The sequence below is a fragment of the Neobacillus sp. PS3-40 genome, from assembly GCF_030915485.1.
GTDB lineage: Bacteria > Bacillota > Bacilli > Bacillales > Cytobacillaceae > JAUZPL01.
Genome location: NZ_CP133266.1, coordinates 3,389,405 through 3,412,658 on the forward strand (window position 1 = coordinate 3,389,405; position 23,254 = coordinate 3,412,658).

Genomic DNA, 23,254 nt, shown 5'->3' on the forward strand with positions numbered 1-23,254 from the left:
CGTAACTTCCAGCCTACTACATTCATATCATATATGGATGTTTGAAGGAGGGGATATTTTAATGAATAAGAGCTTGGAAAAAACCTATTTTTTTCCTTTATTATATATACAACAACCTCAGATGAAGTCTCCAAAGGCAAAAATGCAATCTGACTTCAGGTTTTGGGATAAAAGAGAACCGATCAAGAGAAAAAAAGAAACTAACGATGAAGAAAAGAATACTATAGAAGGCCTTGAGGAAAAAGTAGGAGAAGAACAGGAAAAATTGGATAAGAGTAATTCCGAAAATAAACTAATAAAAGAAGAAATAGGGATTCAAAATAGTGTAAATGAAAGTAATATCGTAAAGGGAGAATATCATCCCGAATTTATTAATAAGAATTCTGAGGTACGAGACTCTGACTATGTGCAACCAATGGATTCGAGCGTGTATGTCCATAACCGTACAGAAGAAAAAAATGAAGCACAAGCTCCCCAAAAAAGAGTTCCATTTAATGAACAGGGATTTGAAGATAAAGTAAGATATTTAACAGCAATCCCCATGACCACGGTAAAAATTCTTTTTGAATTTATCATGACTGATAAGAAATATACCGGATATTTTCTTTCAAACAAGGATAATTTTTTACAGGTTATGCAGATTGAAGGAAAAGATCCAATAAGACTGCCATTGCATTCCCTTATGGATATAAGAATGATTGGCATATAAAAAAGTGGCTTACCATATCAGGTAAGCCACTTTTTTAAAATTAAAGTGTGACAGGCTCCAAACAAGTAATAGCACAGAAACAGTTCAAATCAATGGTGATACAAATTCCTGTTCTTTTAAGATGAGAAATATTTATACCACCAAGTTGATCACAAGGACTTGTTGGGCAGCCATGAGCCCCCGCAATTTCTAGTAATTCTATGACTGCGCAACAATTACCATCCACTGAAGTTACTCTGAAAATAAATGTTTCTACACATTCGAATTTGTTATCTACTATCGCAACACCAGTTCCAAGAAAAGGATCACAGCCACAATAAAGAATGACTGGAATCGTGTTAGGAGCTGTTGTAGCCGGGGAAACCCCACTTAACAATTCTTGGATAGATCTTTCGCAGCTGATGTCACAGCCACTTGTAACAGGGGATACTTGGTCTTGTGCATCTGCGATTGCCCTTAACACTGTACATACACATTGATCTTTATGACTTACTTTGTGACCACACGCCATTAATTTTTCCATCTCCTTATTTTATTTTGAATGAATTGTCCCTATTAAGATATGGAATGATGTTTTTTTTGTGTGGGTAAGTGACTATTCGATTAAGATACATACGTATAAGGGCGTAATCTGCTTATTTTTGCTAATTGAGCAGCTTGCAAACATAAAGTCTAGAACTTGAAGTTCCTTTTTTAAGGACAAGTTCCTATTTTGCATAAAAAGCACCTCATTGTGAAAAATAAAGAAATGCAGATTATAACTAGAACAGGAAGATGGAAAATGAGAAAAAAATATGGATTATTGATGTTTTGTTGCTTGGGTATCCTAGCTACAGGATGCGAGCACTCTGAACAAAAAGATGTGAGCAAATTAGCGATAGTAAAAACGATCAATCCTTCAGCCGTTGCCATTGATAAAAATCAACCTGGAGGCAATGATGTTGAGCAAGTTAAAGAAGATATTAGCTCACTACCGGAGCTTTATGATGTAGCAGTAATAAAGGGCAAGAAAGATATCCTTGTTGCATACAAAGTAAAGCATTTGCACAGATTCAAGATGAAGGCAATTGAGAAAAAGATGAACAAAATGCTAGAGAAGAAGTACCCTAAGGAAAATTTCACAGTGTCGAGTGATTACAAGATTTTTCTTGAAGCGGTTAAGCTAAATGAACGGATCAAGTCAAAGAACTATTCAGATAAAAAGGCAGAAACACGACTTAAGCAGATAATAAAAATGACAAATGAAATGACTTAAGAAAAGAGGCAGTTTTATGGCTAGTAAACAAAAAAATATGACTCCCCAACAGCAAAGTTATCAAAAATTACAGCAAAAGATTGAGCTTAAACGCCCGGTCTTAAAAAATTGCCTTAAAGCATTTTTGGTAGGTGGACTTTTTTGTGTTGTCGGGCAGGCAATTAGTTATTTTTATATTTATTTTTTTAATTTTACAGAGAAAACTGCAGGGAATCCTACTGTGGCAACAATGGTATTTATATCGATGCTACTAACTGGATTTGGTATATATGATCGAATTGGACAATTTGGTGGAGCAGGCAGTGCTGTCCCTGTAACAGGGTTCGGGAATGCTGTGATATCTGCAGCAATCGAGCATCGTACAGAAGGGTTTGTGTTAGGGGTAGGAGGCAACATGTTTAAGCTTGCCGGATCAGTTATCCTCTTTGGTGTTTTTTCAGCCTTTGTTGTGGCATTAATTAAAACATTACTGGGCTTATGGGGGGTTTTGTAATTGTTAAAAGGGCATCAATCTTGGATATTTCAAAACCGGCCAATGATTGCCGCAACTGGTGTAACGGGGGGACCGTTTGAAGCGAATGGAAACCTAGCGAGGGACTTTGATTTACTTCATGAAGATTTATGGATGGGAATGGAAACGTACGAAAAGGCACATAGAGCTATGGTTGAGGAAGCGATGAAGACTGCATTAACAAAAGCAAATGTGCTAAAGGAAAAGGTTCAATTTATCATGGCAGGAGACTTGATCAATCAAATTACCCCAACTAATTTTTCAGCTAGAACAATGCAAATTCCCTGTTTTGGTTTGTTTAGTGCCTGTGCTACCTCTATGGAGGGATTAGCGTTGGCATCCTTTGTTGTAAATTACCAAGGAGCTAATTACATATTAACTGGGGCTTCAAGCCATAATGCAGCCGTTGAAAAACAATTTCGCTACCCAACAGAATATGGTGGTCAAAAGCCTCCAACAGCACAATGGACTGTTACAGGCGCAGGTGTGGCCCTTGTCTGTCCGAATGACGCATCACTTAAAAATCCAGTAACAACAAGCGCTACAATTGGAAAAGTCATTGATATGGGTCTCACGGATCCTTTTAATATGGGAGGTGCAATGGCACCAGCTGCTGCAGACACCATAATGGCACATTTTCGTGATTTGCAATTGGATCCTTCTTATTACGATTTAATTATTACAGGTGACCTTGGCAGGATTGGTAATGAAGCGGCATATGAGGTTCTTCAAAAAAGTGGACTAAAGATAGAAAAAAGTAAATTTCAGGATTGTGGTTTACTAATATACAAAGAGGATCAACCCGTTCAATCAGGTGGAAGTGGGGCAGGTTGTTCTGCAACGGTCTTATATGGTCATTTATTAAATCAAATGAAAAAGGGTGTTTATAAACGAATTCTTGTTGTTGCAACAGGCGCTTTATTGTCTCCCTTAACCTTTCAGCAAAATGAGAGTATCCCATGTATTGCTCATGCTGTAGCAATTGAGATGGATGGTGAAAAGGGGTGATCAAATGTTAGCGATGTTTTTTTGGGCATTTGTTATAGGAGGAATCATTTGTGTAATCGGCCAGCTATTATTTGATGTAGCAAAATTGACTCCAGGGCATACATTAAGTTTATTGGTGGTAGTCGGAGCTGTATTGGATGGGTTCGGCTTATACGAACCATTAATAGATTTTGCAGGAGCTGGAGCAACAATCCCGATCACAAGCTTTGGGAATTCCCTTGTTCATGGAGCATTACAAGAAGCGGAATTACATGGAATCGTTGGAGTATTAACTGGAATGTTTGAGGTAACAAGCTCTGGAATATCTGCAGCAATCATATTTGGATTTATTGGTGCGCTCATATTTAAGCCAAAAGGATAATTAGTTGAAAAAGCATTAGATGGTTGCCTATACACTTTTAAGCCTTGTTTCATATGTTATTTATGAGATAACAAAAGTGAGGTGACTAATTATGTTCTGCGGATATGGTGGATATGGATATGGTGGCGGAGGCTTTGGAATGGGCTCCACATTTGTATTAATCGTAGTATTGTTCATTTTGTTAATCATTGTCGGAGCAAGCTTCATTTAATAGGCGTCGAATTTTAGTGGGGTTGACCAGAAATGGTCTACCCTTTTTGTTTTTGATTAGGAAAAAATTATTTATCTGTGGATAACCTTAAATGAATGGATCCGCGCCCAGCTTCATCTCCTTAGAAATTCAAGGTTACTTCAGTTCTGCACACTTTGCGCCCTCCTTCATACAATAAAGTAGTTTATGAAGGAGCGTGAATTCAAGATGAATAATGATTTTTTCAAGAACCTTGAAAAGAAAACTGGCGTTAATATGCAAGATATTTTTGAATTAGCAAATTCATTACAAAATGCAAACTTCAAAGATGAAAAAACAGTGCGCAGTGTAATTCGGAGAGTTTCACAAATTGCTAATAAGCCGGTAAATAAAGAAACTGAAGATAAAATTGTTCAATCCATCATCAATGATGGAAAACAGCTTGATTTCAATACAATTGCTAAAATGATGAATAAAAAGTAGAAATGAAGACCTATTTCCGGTTATTCGGGATAGGTTTTTTTCTTTAGGTAGCTTTGTGATCGTGAAGCGGCAAAAAAGCACCATCAATGGAGGTCAATGATACCCTAGGGACAAAAAAACCGAGCAATGCCCGGTTTCTCTTATTTGATATTCTTTTTTAAGGGAGTGAGGAATCTTGAACTATGAGATTTTTTCCCTCTCCTATTCTGCAGGACAGAAAGAAAGAGCTGTTTTTTTGCCCTTGTAATAGCAACATATAGGAGTCTTCTTTCTTCCTCAAGGGGAGCAAAATCTCCATTTCGATAACTATCTAATGCAAAATCATGTGGAAGGCTCCCGTCCACTACCCCTAAAATATATACCGAAGAATACTCTAAACCCTTAGCACGGTGAATAGTACTTAGAGCAATAGCATTGTTAAAATGCTTGCCTAGTTTTTTTACTTCTTTAATCATTGCTGACATATGCTCGGCATGCATGAGAAGGGCCTCAAGTGAATCAAAGGCATTCGCTGCAACCTTTAGATCCCTAAGATCATCTGAACCTCGCTCAAGTTTACTTGCTTCATTGCCTCTTTTTTTCAAGAAATCAAGGAACCCGATTTCTTTTTCGATTGTTTCAATAGCATTGAAGGGTTTTAAATGTTTTAATGAACGGATTAATTGGACTGCTTTTTTTAATTTCTTTTCCTGAAATGAATGATTGGTTTTAAGATGTAGGAGCGCCCCAAGGTAACTGCAATCATGAAGAATGCTCAGTGCTTTTACATCCTGTAATGCAGATTGTTTTAAAAATAAAGTAGGCAAAACATCTGATAGTGCTGCCTGGTTATCTTCATTTAGACTAATTTTTAAAAATGAAAGGAGGCTTCTCACAATATGCCTGTCATAAAAGCCTTCTGTATCCTGGTCAATTTTAAAAGGAAGATTGGAGCTTGCCAATCTTTCGAAAATGGCTCTTGAACTAGCATTTGTTCGGTATAAGATAGCAAAGTCGGAGGGATCTGCTCCATTTGCAATCCTTTCTTGTAAATCTGTTACGATCATGGTTGCCTCTTCCTCCTCATCGTACGGGAAAAAGAGGAGAGGTTGATGATTCCCTGTAAACTGCGCCTTCATTTTTTTTAGTCTTCTCAGTTTATTAGCTGTAATGACTTGATTCGCACTTGTAATAATTTCATGTGTAGAACGATAATTTTGATCAAGTGTGATGACCAATGCAGTCGGAAAATCTTTTTCAAATTCCAGCAAAAAGCTAGGGTCACTTCCTCTAAAGGAATAGATCGATTGGTCGTCATCTCCAACGGCGCAAACATTCTTATTTTTTTCTGAAAAAAGCTTAATCAGTTCGTATTGCACCTTATTGATATCTTGGAATTCATCAATTAAAAAATAGTGAAACCGATTTTGATATTGCTCAAGTAAGGCTGGGGTAGAGGTAAACAATTGATGGCAGCCAATGAGCATATCATCAAAATCAAAAAGACCTTCGTTGGTCTTGAATTCTTCATATCTTTTGTACAAAAATGCTGTTTTTTCTTCCCATTCAGATTCTGGTTTTACTTCATTAGGTCTCAAAAGAGAGTTTTTCCAAAAGCCAATTTGTTGGAGGGCTAAATCATAAGCAAATTCCTTTTCAGACAAATTCAGCTCTTTCCCAGCATTTTTTAAAATTTGACTCCGTTGCCATTCCTTTTTCAGTAATTTTTCTGATGCCCATTTTTGTGGTTGGTGGAATAAAAGCATCCGGTAAAAAATACTATGAAATGTACCGGTGATCAGTTGATTGATTTTTCCTCTATCCATTTGCGGGTAGGATAGCAATCTAGCTTTCATTTCGGTAGCAGCCTTGGAAGTAAAGGTTACAAGCATCATCGATTTTGGATCTATATTTTTTTCTTTAAGCATATAGGCAGTTCTTGCTGTTAGAACCCGTGTTTTTCCACTTCCAGCTCCAGCTAGAACTAATAAAGAACCTTCCGTTTCCTTCACAGCAGCTGCTTGTGTAGTATCCAATTGAACACCATTTTCAGTTAGATGTTGCAAATAGCTTTGGTCATGGACTAAATTGAAACAAGCCTTCTCTTTAAAAGGAATGCTTGTTTCAATGTACTTCGTTTCCTTAAAAAGGTCAGCGCTTTTTGGGACTTCGGTTATCGTTCTTCCTTGAGGAATTCGAAAACCATTTTGCTCTGTAAAGTGTTGTTCAACCTTTTCTAAAATTGGTTCTATTGAAGTGTGGCAGATTTTTTCCGGTGTACGTGCGTGAAAGAAGTGAGGTTTTTTGGTAATGCCAAGATGAAGACGTACACTTTCTTTACATTCGGGACAAGATAGCTCCTCGTTTTTTCCAGCAGTGTACATTTTTTGATATTGATCTCTTGGCATTTGTTCAAGATTAACTAATTTATTTTGGTAAATTACAGTTTTCATGTAGGATTCCTCTTTTTTTTGTAGAAGGATTTGGTAAGTAATGAAACTACAATTGAATTTTTCAAGTCTATTTATAAACAAGACTTGTTCTATCATAACAAAACAATCTATCTTCTAAAAGGATTCTTTTTCGCTTCAGTCTGAAGAATGAATTGAAAAGGGAGGGTTAAATATGGGGTATATTTTACCAATCCCTCATGAACAGAATGCTCAATATCAAATGAGGGATATAAAGAGTAACTATAATTTTTATCAAATTACACAGGTTCCCAGAACGAACCGGTCTTCGTTACTACAAGAAAAAACGACCCAAGAAAGAGTAAATATAAAATCCTTTCCTGAAATCACGGGGAAGGGGAGGTTTATTGATAAAAGAATTTAACAAGCTAAAAATAGCACAAATGGGCAAGTAGTTCCGAAAGCCTGGAGAAAAAGTGGAATTACATCCGTAAATGGCATAAGTTTTAGAAACATAAATGAAAGGTTAAACAACAATAGTAAAACCACTTGGGTTATTCCAAGTGGTTTTACTTTGAAGCATATGTTTGCTTTATCTATTTAAATGATTTAGCGGTCTCGATTAAATCCGCTTTGGACAATTTCTTATTAGATTGTTCGGTATAATATGTTAAAGTATATTCTAAATCTCTTTCTTTCCATCTTAAAATTTGTTTTTCTTTACTTGCATAATATTGTCCTTTTCTTTCTCCAATTTTGACTTCTTCAGATTTTGCATTAGAATAACCTTCTTTACCTTCTATTATCAAAAGGTCCAAGTGATTGTTATTTCCTTTCCCATAGGTAAAAAAATCAAACATTTTTATATCTGCTTGGATTGGAGGTGAATCAGTTGATGCTTTCACATTTTCGAATGGTAATTTTGTTGGCAATTTAGGTTGGAATCCATAGTCTTTGACTTGTTTTTTTACTATTGAACTATCAAAAGCATATAAGTTGGTGCCATTAGAACTGCATCCCGCAAATAATAGTAGAACGAGAGGTAAAAATATTAATAATTTCTTTTTCAAATTTTCTCCCCCAATAAATTAATTATTAAATTTATTTTAACATAAAATTCCAATTATCTTTACGCTTTTTAAAATAATTTATAAATAACTCAGCAATTAGCAATCAAATTCGCATACTATTAATATATGTTGTTTTGACGTTCTTTTTTCTTAAATGGTGTAGAAGAAAATAAGTGAAATTTAAGTGAAAACCCCTATTTTATGTATTTTGGATTATTATGTTGCAACGATTGAAAGAACGCTTGGATCATTTTGATCCAAGCGTTTCAGTGTATGATAAAATATAGTTTTTTTATATGCAAAATCTATTTTCAAAAATTACACCTCTGTCAGGTCATTTTCACTTATGACAGAGGTGAGTTTTTTTATAATTCTTTAACCATTGTTTTATGTGGGATACCAGCATCCATAAATTCTTCGGAAATAATTTTATAGCCAAGGCCACTATAAAAAGGAATGGCATGTGTTTGTGCATTTAATTTCAGTTTGCGTAGCCCATTAATAGAAGCAAATTTCTCGATTACATCCATAATGGCCTTACCAGCACCGGTTTTCCTTGCTTCTTTTAAAACACAGATACGTTCAACTTTTCCATAGCCATCTACAGACCGGAATCTTCCAGCACCAGTAGGAACCTCGTCATTATAGTAAACAAAATGGGTAGAATCATCTTCATACTGATCAATCTCTTCTTCAGCAGGTACATTTTGCTCATGGATAAAAACTGTTTTTCTAACTGAAAATGCATCTTCTAATTCTTTTTGGTTTTCAACAATTTTAACGGTCACTTATTAAAATTCCTTTCCAAGTCGAAATGTTTCATATACTGTCCATGAACCATTTTCTAATTGGTAGAGAAGATGGAAGCGGTCAATTGTTTCTTCATGTCCCATTTTCAACATTTTAAGTGAGCCATACACATCAGAATGTTCATCGTTTGAAAGCTTCTGACCAATAGTAATATGGGGAACAAAGGAATATTCTACATGATCATCATTAAATTCTTGATTCACTTTTTGGTGTAGGTCTAAAAGTGCCTTTTCGGGTTCAATCTTTAAGTAAATAACATTATTTACTGGCTGGAAAGAGCCGACTTTTGTTGTTCTTGTTGAAAAAGGTTCGAATTCTTTGGCAATCTCGCGTAATTGATCAGCGAATCTTTTTCCTTCATCTTCTGATACTTCAAAGGCGTTCTTTAATGTAATGTGTGGAGAGATTAATGCGTAATGTGGATCATAACGCTTACGGTAGGAATTTACTAAATCTTGAAGTGACTTTGATGGAAAAATAACTACTCCAAATTTCATATAAATAGACCTCCAGTTAAATTTACTTTATTTTACTTCTATTATAGACAGTGAATCTATAAAATGAAAATTTGATGAAAGACTATAACAATACTCTTCAGAATATTATAACAAAATAATCGGATTAATAAAAATAAATTATATTTCGATAACTACGTAATAAATCTAGAAGACAGTCAATAGGGCACGTTTTAAATCTGGCTGCCAGTATGTCCAAGTATGATTTCCATTAAATTCGTCATAAAAATAAGTAAAGGGCATATTAGAAAAAAGCTTCGAAAGCTCTCTGTTTGGCTGAAGAAAATCGCCTGTTTTTCCATTCGTCATCATTACTTCTGTCTCTTGGTTTCCTATGACATGATAAATCTGAAGAAGCTGCGGTTCTGTAAAGTCTTTAACCATATCAATAATACGCTCATTTACAAATGGAGATTGCAGCAATACTTTCCCAAATGTATGTGGGTATTGAAGTGCTGTAAGTAAAGAAACTGTTGCTCCAAGGGAATCACCAATTAAGGTACGTGTCGATCCCATATGGTAAGTTGGGAATTCCTTGTCTAAGAAAGCAACAAGCTCGTGAGCAAGGAAGCGAATATAGGCTTCATTTTGGTCCCCATCAGGATGATATTTCCTGCGGCGATCTGCTACATTTTTATAGGGTATTCCTACAACGATAATGTTTTCAATTTGACGCTCGTATAGAAGCTCATCCGCCACTCGTCCAACTCTTCCAAGCTGAAAATAATCACGACCATCTTGTGCTATCAAGAGAGAGTATTTATATAGGGGTGAGAAATTTGCAGGCAGATAAATGAGAAGCGTCATCTCCTCTCCAAGCTCCTTACTATAAAGCGTAAGTTCCTTTACGGATCCTTTTGGAAACTCCATGGCTAATTCCTCCATTTAATCATTCACTTTTCTACAAGTGAATTTTATCATAAGTTCGTATGAAAAGCTTTTCATATCATTGTCAGATTAATGTAAGTTTAATGAACGAGAGGGGTGTGAGCATTTCAATGAACCCATTTTTTCGGGTTGGAGTCAGGAAGGATGGAGAGTATATTTTCAATACGAAAGGTTCGGATTTGCTTGCGAAGCAGACAGTATGCACGAATGGTATCGCCATTCATCTCTTTCACAATCAACTTTCGTTGTGAAAGTTGTTGATTCTCAGAAAGATAAATCATTTCTAACGGAATATGTTCCTCCATTGAACGCTGGAAAAGACCATTCATCTAAGTCACACCTTTCTTTTCTTCATATTTCCATTATACCCGAACATTAGTTCTTTATTCAAAAAAAGGAAACAAACGTTCTTGTTTTTGGCTTTATTTGTAAGCTTTTCTAGTTCAAAAGGGAGAAGTGGGGAAAATACTATTGACATGGTAATGATTTTTTATATAATAAGTTATGTACCTTAAATAAGAAATATTATTATGACTTGTTAGCTCAGTGGGAGAGCACTTCCTTGACAGGGAAGGGGTCGTGGGTTCGAATCCCTCACAGGTCATCAAATTGAAAAGTCTCAAACCCTTGGCATCAAGGGGTTTGGGGCTTTTTTTGTGTGAGTGAAAAACTTTTGGCTTTTAACAATCAATTGGAATTGCACATTTATTACACATTTTTAACCAAACATTTTGGTTTTTCATTATACTTGTTAGTTTTATAATTTTATGTTGGTTGTTTAGAGAACACAGAAAAAAGTTAAAGAATAAGGCTTATGGAAAAATGCTACTTTTCATAAGCCTTTTGGAATTTTTATCAGTTTTATTTTCTCCATCATTTCTTCATAGTCACCAGTTAAAATTTATATATAAATATAAAACTAAGGCTTGCAAAATGCGAAACAACAGCGGAAGAGTACAAAAGAATCAAAAAGGTTATTCAGTAGAATTTAAATTCCTTTGAATTAGAAAGAAGAATAAGAATTAAAGGAGATTATTTGAAGTTTTGGATAAGTAATTGGAGGAGTAATGTATGATGTTAATTGGCTTTTTGCTATATTTTTTAAGATCATAAATGACCTATTTAATATGCTGTTTTCTTTTTTACACCTAAAATTCCTGTAAAAATATTATTCATGTTGAAGTGAATGAAAAATGAGGAGTGATAGTAATGCAATGGTTATCGTATTTGCTTATCTTAATTTGTCCTCTTATGATGATTTTTATGATGAAAGGGCATGGAGGAGGACATCATAACCATGATAAATCACATGCTAGCCATGACTTGAATAGAAAGGTGGATCTTCTTCAAGAGGAAAATATTAAACTTCGAAATGAAATTGAAACTTTATCATCACTGATGAAAAAAGATTCCTAATATGAAAAGGTCACCCAAATAAGTGGCCTAGTGAAATGTATGCTAAATAAAAAGCTTAAAAACGTTACTTGTTAGTGAAGTAATTGATGTTCCTAATAAATCGCAAAAGATAGCCTTGCCAAAATACGTCAATTATTTCAAAGGGTAAAGTTATTGAAAAATATGATCTCTAATAGAATCCATATAGAACCCGCTATAGGGCGATGCTTATTTGAAGAGGGCATCGCCATGTTGTTATTCAGCAAATTTTGTGGAGGTTCAAATGGGAAGTTATCTTGTAGAACTTGTCATGGTCATTTGTGATATTTTCCTTTCAATCAATAAACAAGGTAGAGACTTTAAAGAAGCTAAAGACTCATTTTTGAAGTCTTATATAATTCTAATAGGTGAATTAATTAGTTATGAATCATGGAACAATTTCAAAAACAGTACCTTGGTTAAAATCAGTTACTATCATAGAGCCATAAACCCCTAAATATAATCTAGTCTGATCCAGGTTCGTTCCCAGACTAACATAATAAGCTGATTGAGTCCCAAAATTATATTCGGTTTTAATAACACTAAAATCATTTAATTTACCATCTGTTCTTACCTTGGTATAAGCTAAAACTCCTCTAACAGGAGGTTTAGTTTCTTCATTCCGAGCTAGATCGGTAAACACAACGCTTCCCGCTAAATTGGGGATTCCATTTCCCATATAGGCTTGCACACCTGTAAGTGAAGTTCCTCCGAACTTATCAGGACGAGGATCTTTATGAAAATAACTAGTCAAAGGTTGTAGACGCCTTATTGAAGTTGTAATTGCTTCATTGTAATAAGCAATTGTTTTCTCATCCAAGGTCTGATTTTTCGGGCAGCCCCTTATAATCGAAGTCGGAAAAGCACCTTCCCATCCTCGCCAGCCAAAGTTGATAAATCCATCTTGGTCAGGTTCAGATTTCATTAAAGAAGTTTGGATAAGCTGAGTAACTGGTATTGGTTTATAATGAACGAATGAAAAAACCGACTCTACTAAATCCTGTCCGACATTTCCTACATATTTAATATACTGATTATGAAACCTTTGAAATGAAACGCCTGTTATATTGCGAACTCCTTTGGCAATTACCGTAAGCGTTTCCTGAATAGGTACGGGAAGTTCATTAAAACGTGTAACTACAGGTGGATTATTAATAAATGTATTCTTACCTACGTCAATTTCAATTATCTTGCCGGCTATTTCCATAATATCCTGACTTAAATTAAATGGATCATATCCTGATCCACCATCTCCAGTTGTTAAAACAAGTTTTCCCGTTTCAGGTGAAAAGTTTAAGCTATTGACACCATTATGATTTAAAAACGGTCTTTTTAAGTTAAGTAATGTACGTCGTTTTTGAGGTTGACTATTCGATTGTAAAATCCATTCTTCTACCGTATCAATATGATCATATTGAGTTTCTCTATTTATCCATTTTTGATTTAAGGTGCTGGGATCACACGGATTAGGCTTAAAATGTCCCGGAAGAGCACCTGGACCTTGTGTTCCAGCTACTGAATAATGAAGATAAAACAGACCGTTATAATAAAATTCGGGATGAAATGCTAGCCCTAGCAATCCCCGTTCATCATAACCACCATTTGAACCACCGAGTTTTATGATTCGAGGACGAATATCTAGAAAGCTCCTTAAACTTCCGTTTCCTATATAAAAGATCTCTCCAACCTGGGTCGCAATAAATAATCTTTCAATTGTGTCACCCGGAAGTATAGCTGTTTTCAAAACAGTTGGTAAATTTAACTTACTAATAATAGGTCGTAAACTAACCTTAACATTTATCACCAACTCTACACTCCTTCTTATTGTTTTCTTTTATAAGAATATGATTAGAGCCGTTCTATTAGCACCAAATTGGAGCTTAGGAATCTGACGCGTTCTGCCTAGCGAATTCAAACTCAAGAGTACTTGATTAAAGTAGGATTACCGTACTTTATTGTTGAACTTCTGTATTAAGCAAACTGACAGTTAAGTTTAATAAGGTTGTGTACATTTTTAAGGACCAATTCAATTGAATTTGTTCCTTTTTTATTTGACCCTAAATCCCCCCTGAGGGGATAATTGGGGGAAGGAGTAATAAATAATATGTAGTGAAAATCAACAACATCATCATCACAATCACAAGGAACAAAAAAATATTATTAATCGTCTTTCTCGAATTGAAGGTCATGTAAGAGGAGTAAAACAAATGGCAATCGATGGTAGTGATTGTCCTGATATTCTTCTTCAAATTGTTGCCATTAGAAAAGCACTAAACAATTCAGCGAAAAATACTTTCACAGACCATATGGAAACTTGTCTTGTAGATGCAGTGCATCAAGGGAATGAACAAGAGGTTTTACTAGATATAAAAAAAAGCATTAGATAATTTTATTCGATAAGGGGATTGAAATAAATGGGGGAAGAAGAAATACAAGAGGATAAAACAGCCAAACAAAAATTTACTGCAATTGTTACCCTAGCTGTTCCAGCAATGATTGAAAATATTTTGCAAACCGTAGTTGGTTTCGTTGATACTCTTTTTGTTTCAAAATTAGGATTAAATGAAGTAACAGCTTTAGGTGTTGCTAACGCAGTTTTGGCTGTTTATATCGCTATTTTTATGGCACTGGGCGTCGGAACTTCTTCACTTATTGCAAGAAGTATTGGAGCAGGAAATATAGATAAAGCTAAATCCATTGCCCGTCAATCAACAATAATTTCAGCAATTTTTGGACTGTTGTTTGGACTTACTACTTTGTTTTTTAGTGAACCATTACTTCGATTGATGGGGGCAAAATCGAGTGTATTGGCAGATGGAATTACCTATTTTCAAATAGTTGCCATCCCTTCTATTTTTATTTCCCTAATGTTTATTTTTGGAAGTATTTTGCGTGCTTCTGGAGACACCAAAACACCAATGAAGGTGAGCTGGTGGATAAATTTTATTCATATTGGATTAGATTATGTTCTCATTTTCGGAGTCTTTGGATTAAAGGGATTTGGGGTAGCTGGAGCTGCATGGGCAACGGTTATTGTACGGTTAATTGGAACAGTATTATTGTACTTTTATATTAAAAGGTCAAAAGTTTCCTTTTCTATCTTTGGTTCATATTCACAAGAGGATTCTTTCTCTATTTTGAAATTATCTACACCAGCGGCAATTGAACGATTAATCATGCGATTAGGTCAGGTTCTTTATTTTGGATTAATTGTAAAAATTGGAGCAGATACTTATGCTGCCCATTCAATAGCAGGAAATATCGAAACATTTTCTTACATGCCTGGTTATGGATTAGCGATAGCTGCTACTACTCTCGTTGGTCAGAGTGTTGGTGCAAAACGTTCCAAAGAGGCTTACCAATATGGCATGATGACAACATGGATTGCAGTCGGTTTTATGTCCTTTGTTGGTGTATTGTTGTACTTTCTGTCTCCTTGGTTCGCTACATGGTTTACCACAGACAAAAATGCTGTATATATGATTGTTACTGCTTTGAGGATTGATGCTTTTGCCCAACCAGCTTTAGCTATCGGTTTGGTATTGGCTGGTGCTCTACAAGGTGCTGGTGATACAAAAAGCCCGATGTATAGTACAGCTATTGGTATGTGGGTCATACGAGTACTTGGTGTTTATATTCTCGGAATTCATTTTGGAATGGGAATCGTAGGAGTTTGGCTTTCTATTGCAATCGACTTATACGTTAGAGCAATATTCTTACTTTATAGATTTAGGAATACTTCAAAAACAAGAAGCAGAAGAGCGAATGCTATGGGATAGGTTTATCTACTTTGTTCAACTACCATGGAGATTTATTGCAGAAATGAAAAAGATAAGTTAAGTTCAAGAAAAAATCAGAGTTGCTGCAAAAATGGCTAATATGGAGGAAGACTTTATCGAAATAGGAAGGGGGCAATACACTGAGGTTTATGCACCTGAAATTATGCGTTTGTGTAATGCTCGGGGAAGGATTTCAATTGAGATTCATTTGTTTTCGTAATTGCTTTGCTCTATATAATAATAGTCAAAATTTCTTCAAGCTTTCTCGATAATTTCTTCAAACTTTTAAACTACTATAACAGTATCAATATTAGTTTCAAAATAATTGAAAAGTCCTACCTAAGGATTAGCTAAAACTGAAACAGGAAGGAAAAGTTGTTGACGATGGCATAAATATTGCCCCGGACTTAGTTGCAAATGTTGATATAGTAATTGGAACTTACACGGATGTATTGATGTTGATGAGGTATTAACTTTATTTGCGAAGGCTTATTGAAAATTGATGATGTCATTTGTCCCACTAAAACTAAGATAAGAAAAATTCTTTTTGTGAGTAAATACTAAATAAGCTTTATAATGATAAGTTTAGATTTAGAATTGTTCTTAATACAATGAGAGATTTTCAAAAAGATGAAATAAACAGAATGGAGATGTTTATATTGGAAACTAAAAGTAATTATAAAATTGAGTTAATTGGAATTTTGGTAGAAATAAATCGTCTAGTTACCGAGCATTTAAATGTCCAAAAAAGTATTTTTAACCCCCCACTTAGAACTAAAATCTTCCGAAAAATTGATTTCAAAAGTTTCTACGAAACTAACAAAAAAATTCAAACAGAGCTATATCAAAAAATTAGAAGAATGCACAATGACAAAAAGGATTTAAATAGAGATCCCTTCATTTACGGAGGAATAAAAGACTATGCTCTTCTATTTCATACCTCCAGCGAAAAACTCACAAGAATCATTTTCGAATTACACCTTAAGTCTAAGAAAGAAAACAAATTATCCGATGAAGAATACAATCAATTAGTTAATGAATTTCAAGTAATTGAAAACTCTCGAATGAAAAAGGGCGATACAATACAAAAAATTGCTGGTCTGCTTGCACAATAATATGAATCAAAATACTAATGCGGTATTAGAAGCTACTTTAAAATCTGGACCCCAGAAAAACCCCATATTCAAGGTTGTAATTTTAGAGAATAAAAGTAAGAGGAAGGCGACAAGGAGAAAGTGTATAGTTGATTATATTGAGGGTAAGAAACTACCTGTTTATTTAGGAGATATAAATTAATACATTGCGATAATTTTACTGATAAATGACAAGAAAAGATGACTTTTAATTCCCACTACTATTTAACCATTGTGAAAGTTAGATAGAACAACAGGTTTATGAAGGAGGAGACAATGAGGATTAGAGAATTAAATGTTAATGAAGAACCTCCAATAGATTTATTGTTACTGGCTGATCCTTCTCGAAAACTGATAGAGGAATATTTAAACAGAGGAAAATGTTATATAGCTGAAAACAATAAAGAAATAACAGGCGTTTATGTATTGCTTCCTACAAGACCGGAAACCGTTGAATTAGTTAATATAGCTGTTCCAGAGAACGAACAAGGAAAAGGGATTGGAAAACAGTTACTTATGGATGCGATTCAGCAATCAAAAGTGAAGGGTTATAAAACAATCGAGGTTGGAACGGGAAATTCAAGTTTAGGACAATTAGCTTTGTATCAAAAATGTGGTTTTAGGATTACCAGTGTTGATAGTGATTTTTTTATACGACACTATGATGAAAAGATTTTTGAAAATGGAATTTGGTGTAGAGATATGATACGGTTGGCCCAAAATTTGAATTGATTAAGTACATATTATTGAAAACTATTTATGAAGTAAATTATGGCTTATGGAGGTAAATAATGTTTATTGTAAATGTAGAGGGTGCAATTTTCAGAAATGAAAAATGGTTGATCATTGAACGGAGTAAAAAAGAAGAACATGCAGGTGGGTTGCTTTCGCTTGTTGGCGGTAAAGCTGAACAGAAAGGGAATTCATCAGATATTTTAGAAAGAACGGTGAAACGTGAAATTTACGAAGAAGTGGATGTAAAAGTGAAAGAGCATTTACAATACATTCATAGTACATCATTTGTCGCAGATTCTGGTGAAAATGTGGTTGATATTGTATTTCTATGTGAATATGAATCTGGCAAAGCAATTGCCAAAAGTCCAGAAGAAGTAGAGGCGGTGAATTGGATGACTGCCCAACAAGTTTATGAACACCCCAAAGCTCCTGATTATTTAAAAGAGAGTATTAAACGTGCTGTGAACATGAAGAATTTAAATGAAAGATTGATAGAATAAAAGAGACCTTCAATATTTTTGAAGGTCTTTTTAGGCTAATAGGAAAGTATAAACTTTTTTCAAAGTTTATACTTTCCTATGTCGCATAAGTGCAACTACGCCTCTGTCATCGCCCTTAGGGGCTCGCCAATCGACGAGTTTTCTTTATGATTTTTATTTATTTGAAAAATTAATTCATTCTAAGCCAGATTAGCGGCCTGCACGCAAATTTGGATTGGTTACATATGCAGCAAGTGCTTCAGTGCTTTCTTGAAGTTTTTCTTCAGTTAGTGTCATCATTCCTTGCAAAAGGAATGATGGCAAGAAATGCATGCCGCACAGGTTTGCTGTCGCTTGGAATGGCCTAGTTAACTCACTCATGGAATAGTGATTGTAACCGCCAGCCTGGTATGCTCCATCCGGACCGCCAGAAGAAATAGCTAGCATAAACTCTTTTCCGTGGAGATTGTTTCCTTGTGACCCATAGGCAAAACCGTATGCTAAAACGACATCCTGCCATTGCTTTAACAAAGCAGGAGAGCTGTACCAATAGAATGGGAATTGTAGAACAATGCGGTCATGCTCTAATAAAAGCTGCTGCTCTACTTCGACATCAACCTCAAAATTCGGGTAAAGTGCATATAAATTGTGAACCGTTACATTTTCTTCATGTTGAAGACGGTTCATCCACGTTTTATTTACTTTTGAACGCTCCAGGTTTGGATGTGCAACAATGACTAAAGTTTTCATTTTTATCACCCTTCTGATTTTAGTTCCATAATTGTTTGTACACGCAATAAACTTTAAATGTTTGATTCAATGAAGGTATTCCAAAGAAACAGCGGAATACCCTCATTGAGTTTTTAAATTATGCTTCCATCTTTAATGGTTGAAGAACGTGATTTACATATGCTTTTGCACTTTCTGCAAGTTCTTCATCTGAGACATGCATAACACCATTCAATACAAATAATGGCATAAACCTTGTGCCAATGAGATTGCTTGTTTGCTGTAAAGGAGTTGTTAAGGTCTCCATGGTAAAATGATTGAAGCCAGTCGGCTGGTAAGAATCTTCTGGCCCAAAGGTTGAAATCGCAAGGCCTAGCTCTTTGCCGTGAAGCTTGTCTCCGCCTTCTCCGTATGCCCAACCGTAAGAAAGTACTTCATCTTGCCATTGTTTTAACAAAGGTGGCGTACTGTACCAGTAGAATGGAAATTGAAGAATAATGCGGTCATGTGATTCTAACAGGGCTTGTTCATGTTCTACGTTTATTTTCCCATCCGGATATGCTTGATAGAGAGTATGAAGCGTAATTTCTTCGTGCATTTTCAATTCTTCCATCCAAGCATGATTAATTCGGGATTGTTCAAGAGTAGGATGAGTGATAATTACGAGTGTTTTCATTATTTGGTCTCCTTTTGTCTTTTGATTATTATTCTTTATAGTTTTTGTTCCGCTGTTTGTTTCATTCATGGAAACGATCACTCCAAGTTGACATTTGTATATGCAAATGAAATTCCGAAAAATTTTTATTTTTCTTCAAACATAATTTCTGGATCAGTTTGCTTTTCATACATACTAAAAAAGGTGTTAGCAATATTTTCAGCTGAAAAATAGGTTCCTTCTTGAACAAACCCTTTAATAATTAATGTGCCAACATAAATACCCTTCGGACTCAATTCTTGATGCAGAGTGTTTGCTAGATTGCGGATACCTGCTTTTCCAATCGATAATGAAGCAAGTTCAGCGTATGGATAAAGCGCTAGCCCTCCGCCTGTCAAAAGGATTGTTCCATTTTCCATATGAGGAACGACTTCTTTTACACTAGTAAGTGCACCGGCCACGCTAATTTTAAAATCATAAACTAAGTCATTCACGTTTAATTCTGTTGGTTTGCCTGGCTTTCCTGAAGCCGCATTGTATAAGAGGACATCAATTTTTCCATCCGTTTTAATAACGGATTCAATGGCTGATTTTAGGGATTCTTCTGAGGATGCATCTCCAGGAAATCCTTTTGCCTCAATTCCAGAACTCTGCAGTTCTTTTTCATATTGTTGTAGTGCCTCTAAACGGCGGGCAATCAGTGCTACTTTAAAACCTTCTCTACCAAATTTTCTGGCAGTGCTCAAGCTGATTCCTGGCCCTGCACCGACTATAAGCATTAACTTTTCAGACATCATAGGACCTCCAGTTTTGTTATTTGTATATGCAAATGAAGAACTAAAAAAATTAAGTTTCTTTTTCTAACTTATTGCTTGCTTCGTGAAGCATTTTGCTTAAATCCATGCTAAATTCGCGTCCTAAAATTTGAGAATAGCCTGTAAACAATTCCTTTAAAGAATTTCGAAACTGTTTGTATACTTTTTCTCCTTCTTCAGTTAGAGAGATATACGTTTGTTTGCCATTCACTTTTCTTATCACCAGCTTTTGTTTCTCGAGTTTATCGATAAACCTCGTACTTGTCGAAGGAGCAATGGACAACTTGTGGCATAACTCTTTTTGAGTGATTTCTGGGTGGAATTTAACAATCATGATCAAGTATAAATACGAAGGAGCAAGGTCACCAAAATCAAATGTTTTCTCAGCCAATTTTGTCATGTTGCGTGAAAAACGGTTGGCCGTAAAATATAAACAATGCATTAATACCTGTTCTTCTTCATTCATTTTATTCAGTCCTTTTTTCATTTGCATATACAAATTATCACGAAAAATTAATGAGGTCAACTGTTTCTTCTTAATTAATCCGGGGACAGTTTTGTGAAAAATGTATGTACTTATTTTTTAGCTAACCAGATTTTATATCCATAATTAGCGTATAAGAGCAACTACGCCTAATCATCGCCCTTAGGGGGCGAATATTCTTTAGAACTTAAGGTACTATTAAGGTTCCTCCAATAAACTAAAAAAAATTAAAGTTACTATTTAAATTTGGAGGAATTAATATGAAAAAAAATTATACAAAAATTGTACTGGATTTGATGATGGCAATCACATTTGTTTTGCTAATGAATCCAAGAGTATTAAACGGTCTCCCATTTCATGAAATTGCAGGTTTGGTAATAGGAGTAGCTATTCTTACACACATCGGATTAAACTATCGCTGGGTAATAAATACAACCAAAAAGATCTTAGATCCTAAACTACCCAAAAAAACACGATTTAATTTTTCGTTAAATTTACTTCTATTAGTTTCGATGGCTACCGTAATTATATCTGGTATATTAATTTCAAGGGTCGTTTTGCCAAGTCTTGCAATTCAAGGAGATCACTCGATTCGTGGTATCCACAGTTTCTCTTCTGATGTAACACTTGCTATTATTGGTCTACATGTTGGGGTGCATTGGCAATGGATTATGAGTATTTGCAAAAAAGCATTTAAAACGAAGGAAGGAAAATTTAGAAAGGGTGTTATTGCATCAGTTACCCTATCACTTGCTATTTTAACAGGCGGAATTCAATGGTTTTCCTCATCAGCAACTTCTAACATTAGTGATTTCAATCCGAAGCAAATGCAACAAAGTGGGGAACCTTTTAATCATGGGAACCCTGGTAATGCAGGGGATACAACAATTACACATCAAGGTCCACCAAACGGTGACTTTCGTGAAGGGAAATTCCATGGAAAAGAAGGACATGGTGGTAATAGCACCCCATTTCTTGTTGTTCTTAACTATTTTGCAATTTGGGCAGCAATCATAATACCTACTTACTATCTGGAAAAGCGAATCTTAAGGAAAAAACGAAAATCAAAAAATGTTCAACCTAAAGTAACAGAATAACTTGTTTAGTATACTTGTTATAGTAGTTGTTCCTAGAGCTGTCATTTTGGCAGCTCTTTTTACTGTACTCGGAATAAGAATTGATTTTTTTTTCAAATTAGACTTTTTCGGTCCGAGACATAAATGGGGTACAAACAGCAAATCAAAAGGAACCATGAACATAGTAGTATGAGTACGTTTTTTGAAAAGGACACACTATATGGATTATTTTGGGATTACATGTAAATAAAATATAATTGCTTTTTTATGTGCATAATATAAGGACGTTTGAAACTTATAGGAAGAATACTTAAAAATTGAGAGTAATTTTAGTGAAATTAGAACTAGTGATTTTAATTATTTCAATATTAATAGCAACAACATTGCTGTTGGTGTTTATCCCAAAGAATAAAATACTTGATGCCCATATTAGTTTTTTATTTATGCAGGCTCTTACATGGATATTTGGTACAGTAGTTGTAGAAAATCGTTTAATTGAATACCCAGTTCGTTTTATACATTACGCCTATCGTGTTAGTTTAGTATTTGAATACTTTATCTTTCCAGCAATTAGTGCCTTATTTAATGTGAATTTTCCAGTTGGGAAAAGCTTAAAGCATAAGATTATTTATACCTTTACCTATCCTACAGTAATCACTGTTATTGAAGTTTTATTAGAAAGAAACACCCAGGTCATTAAGTATATAAATTGGTCATGGTACTGGTCATGGATTTCTCTTTTACTAACGTTGATTTTATCATTTTGGTATTATCTCTGGTTTACAAAAAAAATTAAGGGACTACCACCAAAATAAGGTTTTAGCAAATAGTTTTATTATTCATTTGGCTCACTAAAGCATCTAATATAAATCAACATTAAAAATTAACAGTGCCATTTCATTAGCCAGTTAAGAAAATTAGCCTATTGATTAAGTTTATGTATTTCCCGAGCCATAGCTTCTAAAATATAAACAACAGGTACTTGTGTAGTAATATTAGATTCTTCAAAAAATTCCTCTGTTACATAATAGGGAATGTTTATATCAGATATTTTTGCAATGGTTGAGAGTTTATTGTTTGTAATACTAATGATTTTACTTCCTTCTTGTTTAAGTTGGTTAAGATGAGTAATGGTGAAATTATTTTCTCCTGAGACGGATAAAGCAATGGTTACACTATTATGACGAAGTTTGGAGTGAATCGGAAAGTGAGGATCTTTAATATATAAAGAAAATTTACCAATGCTTGAGAAATATCTTGCTCCATATTCAGCAAGAATACCAGAGCTCCCGATTCCAATAAAAATAACGTTATCTTCTTTGGTAACGAGACTTGCCGCCTCCCTAATTTTTTCTCCTAAATCACTATTTGACGTTCGCTCAAAAAATTCCACTACTGAATGTTGGGAGCTTTTTATTATCGTTTTTTTATTCTCAATTGCCTGCATTTTAAGCTTTACTTTAAATTCAGTAAAACCTTCACAATGAAGCTTCCTGCAAAAACGTAAAATTGTCGCTGTTGATACATGGGTTTCATCTGCTAATTCACGAATTCGCATATAAGCCACTTTATCACTATTTTGACAAATATAGTTGTATAAAGATGTTTCTAATTCATTAAAAGAAGCAATTATGTCGTTTGAAAACATTAATCTATATTCTCCTTCAGTTTAAAAAGTCTTGTAACCTGCAAAAAAATAGATAGCCACATTTTAACACAACTTTTCTGCAAGAAACATAGTGTTA

General features: G+C 34.8%; 29 protein-coding genes and 1 tRNA gene. 17 read left to right on the top strand and 13 right to left on the bottom strand.

Going from position 1 to position 23,254, the window contains the following annotated elements; all coding sequences use genetic code 11:
- The first annotated feature begins 61 nt into the window (after window positions 1-61).
- Window positions 62-709, top strand: a complete 648-nt coding sequence (locus tag RCG20_RS16600; RefSeq protein WP_308181220.1) for a CotO family spore coat protein — start codon at window positions 62-64, stop codon at window positions 707-709.
- A gap of 40 nt (window positions 710-749) precedes the next feature.
- Here RCG20_RS16600 and RCG20_RS16605 read toward each other — a convergent pair whose 3' ends face one another.
- Entirely contained in the window at window positions 750-1,220 is a 471-nt protein-coding gene (locus RCG20_RS16605) for a CotY/CotZ family spore coat protein (RefSeq protein WP_308181221.1), read from the bottom strand.
- A gap of 270 nt (window positions 1,221-1,490) precedes the next feature.
- On the opposite strand from RCG20_RS16605, the gene RCG20_RS16610 reads away from it, so the two are divergent.
- From RCG20_RS16610 to RCG20_RS16635, 6 genes are all read left to right on the top strand, one after another.
- Window positions 1,491-1,964 (top strand): sporulation protein, encoded by a 474-nt coding sequence (locus RCG20_RS16610; RefSeq protein WP_308181222.1) that lies wholly within the window; start codon window positions 1,491-1,493, stop codon window positions 1,962-1,964.
- Window positions 1,965-1,980: 16 nt separating this feature from the next.
- Entirely contained in the window at window positions 1,981-2,457 is a 477-nt protein-coding gene (gene spoVAC, locus RCG20_RS16615) for a stage V sporulation protein AC (protein WP_308181223.1), read from the top strand.
- Window positions 2,458-3,483, top strand: coding sequence for a stage V sporulation protein AD (gene spoVAD / locus RCG20_RS16620; RefSeq protein WP_308181224.1), 1,026 nt, complete (start codon window positions 2,458-2,460; stop codon window positions 3,481-3,483). It begins immediately after the preceding gene.
- Between the two features lie 4 nt (window positions 3,484-3,487).
- Complete coding sequence (gene spoVAE, locus RCG20_RS16625) at window positions 3,488-3,844, top strand: stage V sporulation protein AE (protein WP_308181225.1); 357 nt, start codon at window positions 3,488-3,490, stop codon at window positions 3,842-3,844.
- Window positions 3,845-3,935: 91 nt separating this feature from the next.
- On the top strand, window positions 3,936-4,055 hold the full coding sequence (locus tag RCG20_RS16630) for a YjcZ family sporulation protein (protein WP_308181226.1): 120 nt from the start codon (window positions 3,936-3,938) through the stop codon (window positions 4,053-4,055).
- A 207-nt stretch (window positions 4,056-4,262) separates the two neighbouring features.
- Window positions 4,263-4,517, top strand: a complete 255-nt coding sequence (locus RCG20_RS16635) for a sporulation-specific transcription regulator SpoVIF (RefSeq protein WP_308181227.1) — start codon at window positions 4,263-4,265, stop codon at window positions 4,515-4,517.
- A 140-nt stretch (window positions 4,518-4,657) separates the two neighbouring features.
- On the opposite strand, the gene RCG20_RS16640 is transcribed toward RCG20_RS16635, so the two are convergent.
- Window positions 4,658-6,949, bottom strand: a complete 2,292-nt coding sequence (locus tag RCG20_RS16640; protein WP_308181228.1) for a UvrD-helicase domain-containing protein — start codon at window positions 6,947-6,949, stop codon at window positions 4,658-4,660.
- Window positions 6,950-7,121: 172 nt separating this feature from the next.
- Here RCG20_RS16640 and RCG20_RS16645 point away from each other — a divergent pair, with 172 nt between their 5' ends.
- The gene (locus RCG20_RS16645; RefSeq protein WP_308181229.1) at window positions 7,122-7,331 is read left to right on the top strand and encodes a hypothetical protein; all 210 of its coding nucleotides are present in this window, start codon (window positions 7,122-7,124) and stop codon (window positions 7,329-7,331) included.
- 172 nt (window positions 7,332-7,503) lie between these two features.
- Here the strand turns inward: RCG20_RS16645 and RCG20_RS16650 are convergent, their stop codons facing one another.
- From RCG20_RS16650 to RCG20_RS16670, 5 genes are all read right to left on the bottom strand, one after another.
- Window positions 7,504-7,977, bottom strand: coding sequence for a hypothetical protein (locus RCG20_RS16650; protein ID WP_308181230.1), 474 nt, complete (start codon window positions 7,975-7,977; stop codon window positions 7,504-7,506).
- Between the two features lie 365 nt (window positions 7,978-8,342).
- Window positions 8,343-8,765, bottom strand: a complete 423-nt coding sequence (locus RCG20_RS16655) for a GNAT family N-acetyltransferase (protein ID WP_308181231.1) — start codon at window positions 8,763-8,765, stop codon at window positions 8,343-8,345.
- A gap of 3 nt (window positions 8,766-8,768) precedes the next feature.
- Window positions 8,769-9,284, bottom strand: a complete 516-nt coding sequence (locus tag RCG20_RS16660; RefSeq protein ID WP_308181232.1) for a YjcG family protein — start codon at window positions 9,282-9,284, stop codon at window positions 8,769-8,771.
- A gap of 165 nt (window positions 9,285-9,449) precedes the next feature.
- Entirely contained in the window at window positions 9,450-10,172 is a 723-nt protein-coding gene (locus tag RCG20_RS16665) for an alpha/beta hydrolase (RefSeq protein ID WP_308181233.1), read from the bottom strand.
- Window positions 10,173-10,297: 125 nt separating this feature from the next.
- Entirely contained in the window at window positions 10,298-10,519 is a 222-nt protein-coding gene (locus RCG20_RS16670; RefSeq protein WP_308181234.1) for a hypothetical protein, read from the bottom strand.
- Window positions 10,520-10,722: 203 nt separating this feature from the next.
- On the opposite strand from RCG20_RS16670, the gene RCG20_RS16675 reads away from it, so the two are divergent.
- Together RCG20_RS16675 and RCG20_RS16680 are read left to right on the top strand one after the other, a co-directional pair.
- Window positions 10,723-10,794: transfer RNA gene (locus RCG20_RS16675), tRNA-Val, on the top strand.
- Window positions 10,795-11,399: 605 nt separating this feature from the next.
- On the top strand, window positions 11,400-11,606 hold the full coding sequence (locus tag RCG20_RS16680) for a DUF2933 domain-containing protein (RefSeq protein ID WP_308181235.1): 207 nt from the start codon (window positions 11,400-11,402) through the stop codon (window positions 11,604-11,606).
- A 406-nt stretch (window positions 11,607-12,012) separates the two neighbouring features.
- Here the strand turns inward: RCG20_RS16680 and RCG20_RS16685 are convergent, their stop codons facing one another.
- Window positions 12,013-13,428, bottom strand: a complete 1,416-nt coding sequence (locus tag RCG20_RS16685) for a PQQ-dependent sugar dehydrogenase (protein WP_308181236.1) — start codon at window positions 13,426-13,428, stop codon at window positions 12,013-12,015.
- 373 nt (window positions 13,429-13,801) lie between these two features.
- On the opposite strand from RCG20_RS16685, the gene RCG20_RS16690 reads away from it, so the two are divergent.
- The 5 genes from RCG20_RS16690 (at window position 13,802) to RCG20_RS16710 (ending at window position 17,771) form a co-directional block, all read left to right on the top strand.
- Window positions 13,802-14,011 (top strand): metal-sensing transcriptional repressor, encoded by a 210-nt coding sequence (locus RCG20_RS16690; protein ID WP_308184378.1) that lies wholly within the window; start codon window positions 13,802-13,804, stop codon window positions 14,009-14,011.
- 27 nt (window positions 14,012-14,038) lie between these two features.
- On the top strand, window positions 14,039-15,403 hold the full coding sequence (locus RCG20_RS16695) for an MATE family efflux transporter (protein ID WP_308181237.1): 1,365 nt from the start codon (window positions 14,039-14,041) through the stop codon (window positions 15,401-15,403).
- 659 nt (window positions 15,404-16,062) lie between these two features.
- A complete protein-coding gene (locus RCG20_RS16700; RefSeq protein WP_308181238.1) occupies window positions 16,063-16,518 on the top strand; it encodes a hypothetical protein in 456 nt (151 codons plus the stop codon).
- A gap of 294 nt (window positions 16,519-16,812) precedes the next feature.
- Window positions 16,813-17,268, top strand: a complete 456-nt coding sequence (locus RCG20_RS16705) for a GNAT family N-acetyltransferase (protein ID WP_308181239.1) — start codon at window positions 16,813-16,815, stop codon at window positions 17,266-17,268.
- Window positions 17,269-17,327: 59 nt separating this feature from the next.
- Window positions 17,328-17,771 carry an NUDIX hydrolase gene (locus RCG20_RS16710; RefSeq protein ID WP_308181240.1) on the top strand — a complete coding sequence of 148 codons (444 nt, stop codon included), beginning with the start codon at window positions 17,328-17,330 and terminating at the stop codon, window positions 17,769-17,771.
- 189 nt (window positions 17,772-17,960) lie between these two features.
- Here RCG20_RS16710 and RCG20_RS16715 read toward each other — a convergent pair whose 3' ends face one another.
- From RCG20_RS16715 to RCG20_RS16730, 4 genes are all read right to left on the bottom strand, one after another.
- The gene (locus RCG20_RS16715) at window positions 17,961-18,500 is read right to left on the bottom strand and encodes an NAD(P)H-dependent oxidoreductase (RefSeq protein WP_308181241.1); all 540 of its coding nucleotides are present in this window, start codon (window positions 18,498-18,500) and stop codon (window positions 17,961-17,963) included.
- A 118-nt stretch (window positions 18,501-18,618) separates the two neighbouring features.
- Window positions 18,619-19,155 carry an NAD(P)H-dependent oxidoreductase gene (locus tag RCG20_RS16720; RefSeq protein ID WP_308181242.1) on the bottom strand — a complete coding sequence of 179 codons (537 nt, stop codon included), beginning with the start codon at window positions 19,153-19,155 and terminating at the stop codon, window positions 18,619-18,621.
- A gap of 125 nt (window positions 19,156-19,280) precedes the next feature.
- Window positions 19,281-19,928 (bottom strand): SDR family NAD(P)-dependent oxidoreductase, encoded by a 648-nt coding sequence (locus RCG20_RS16725; protein WP_308181243.1) that lies wholly within the window; start codon window positions 19,926-19,928, stop codon window positions 19,281-19,283.
- Window positions 19,929-19,980: 52 nt separating this feature from the next.
- Entirely contained in the window at window positions 19,981-20,415 is a 435-nt protein-coding gene (locus RCG20_RS16730; RefSeq protein WP_308181244.1) for a MarR family winged helix-turn-helix transcriptional regulator, read from the bottom strand.
- Window positions 20,416-20,693: 278 nt separating this feature from the next.
- Between RCG20_RS16730 and RCG20_RS16735 the strand changes: the two genes are divergently transcribed.
- A complete protein-coding gene (locus RCG20_RS16735; RefSeq protein ID WP_308181245.1) occupies window positions 20,694-21,530 on the top strand; it encodes a DUF4405 domain-containing protein in 837 nt (278 codons plus the stop codon).
- Window positions 21,531-21,841: 311 nt separating this feature from the next.
- Window positions 21,842-22,324, top strand: a complete 483-nt coding sequence (locus tag RCG20_RS16740) for a CBO0543 family protein (protein WP_308181246.1) — start codon at window positions 21,842-21,844, stop codon at window positions 22,322-22,324.
- 107 nt (window positions 22,325-22,431) lie between these two features.
- Here RCG20_RS16740 and RCG20_RS16745 read toward each other — a convergent pair whose 3' ends face one another.
- On the bottom strand, window positions 22,432-23,157 hold the full coding sequence (locus RCG20_RS16745) for a MurR/RpiR family transcriptional regulator (RefSeq protein ID WP_308181247.1): 726 nt from the start codon (window positions 23,155-23,157) through the stop codon (window positions 22,432-22,434).
- Window positions 23,158-23,254 lie beyond the last annotated feature (97 nt).

Bases quoted from the DNA above. Each gene is read 5' to 3' on its own strand.
- RCG20_RS16600 (WP_308181220.1), top strand. From the start codon at position 62: ATGAATAAGAGCTTGGAAAAAACCTATTTTTTTCCTTTATTATATATA.
- RCG20_RS16605 (WP_308181221.1), bottom strand. From the start codon at position 1,220: ATGGCGTGTGGTCACAAAGTAAGTCATAAAGATCAATGTGTATGTACA.
- RCG20_RS16610 (WP_308181222.1), top strand. From the start codon at position 1,491: ATGAGAAAAAAATATGGATTATTGATGTTTTGTTGCTTGGGTATCCTA.
- spoVAC (WP_308181223.1), top strand. From the start codon at position 1,981: ATGGCTAGTAAACAAAAAAATATGACTCCCCAACAGCAAAGTTATCAA.
- spoVAE (WP_308181225.1), top strand. From the start codon at position 3,488: ATGTTAGCGATGTTTTTTTGGGCATTTGTTATAGGAGGAATCATTTGT.
- RCG20_RS16630 (WP_308181226.1), top strand. From the start codon at position 3,936: ATGTTCTGCGGATATGGTGGATATGGATATGGTGGCGGAGGCTTTGGA.
- RCG20_RS16635 (WP_308181227.1), top strand. From the start codon at position 4,263: ATGAATAATGATTTTTTCAAGAACCTTGAAAAGAAAACTGGCGTTAAT.
- RCG20_RS16640 (WP_308181228.1), bottom strand. From the start codon at position 6,949: ATGAAAACTGTAATTTACCAAAATAAATTAGTTAATCTTGAACAAATG.
- RCG20_RS16645 (WP_308181229.1), top strand. From the start codon at position 7,122: ATGGGGTATATTTTACCAATCCCTCATGAACAGAATGCTCAATATCAA.
- RCG20_RS16660 (WP_308181232.1), bottom strand. From the start codon at position 9,284: ATGAAATTTGGAGTAGTTATTTTTCCATCAAAGTCACTTCAAGATTTA.
- RCG20_RS16665 (WP_308181233.1), bottom strand. From the start codon at position 10,172: ATGGAGTTTCCAAAAGGATCCGTAAAGGAACTTACGCTTTATAGTAAG.
- RCG20_RS16670 (WP_308181234.1), bottom strand. From the start codon at position 10,519: ATGAATGGTCTTTTCCAGCGTTCAATGGAGGAACATATTCCGTTAGAA.
- RCG20_RS16680 (WP_308181235.1), top strand. From the start codon at position 11,400: ATGCAATGGTTATCGTATTTGCTTATCTTAATTTGTCCTCTTATGATG.
- RCG20_RS16695 (WP_308181237.1), top strand. From the start codon at position 14,039: ATGGGGGAAGAAGAAATACAAGAGGATAAAACAGCCAAACAAAAATTT.
- RCG20_RS16705 (WP_308181239.1), top strand. From the start codon at position 16,813: ATGAGGATTAGAGAATTAAATGTTAATGAAGAACCTCCAATAGATTTA.
- RCG20_RS16710 (WP_308181240.1), top strand. From the start codon at position 17,328: ATGTTTATTGTAAATGTAGAGGGTGCAATTTTCAGAAATGAAAAATGG.
- RCG20_RS16715 (WP_308181241.1), bottom strand. From the start codon at position 18,500: ATGAAAACTTTAGTCATTGTTGCACATCCAAACCTGGAGCGTTCAAAA.
- RCG20_RS16720 (WP_308181242.1), bottom strand. From the start codon at position 19,155: ATGAAAACACTCGTAATTATCACTCATCCTACTCTTGAACAATCCCGA.
- RCG20_RS16725 (WP_308181243.1), bottom strand. From the start codon at position 19,928: ATGTCTGAAAAGTTAATGCTTATAGTCGGTGCAGGGCCAGGAATCAGC.
- RCG20_RS16730 (WP_308181244.1), bottom strand. From the start codon at position 20,415: ATGAATGAAGAAGAACAGGTATTAATGCATTGTTTATATTTTACGGCC.
- RCG20_RS16735 (WP_308181245.1), top strand. From the start codon at position 20,694: ATGAAAAAAAATTATACAAAAATTGTACTGGATTTGATGATGGCAATC.
- RCG20_RS16745 (WP_308181247.1), bottom strand. From the start codon at position 23,157: ATGTTTTCAAACGACATAATTGCTTCTTTTAATGAATTAGAAACATCT.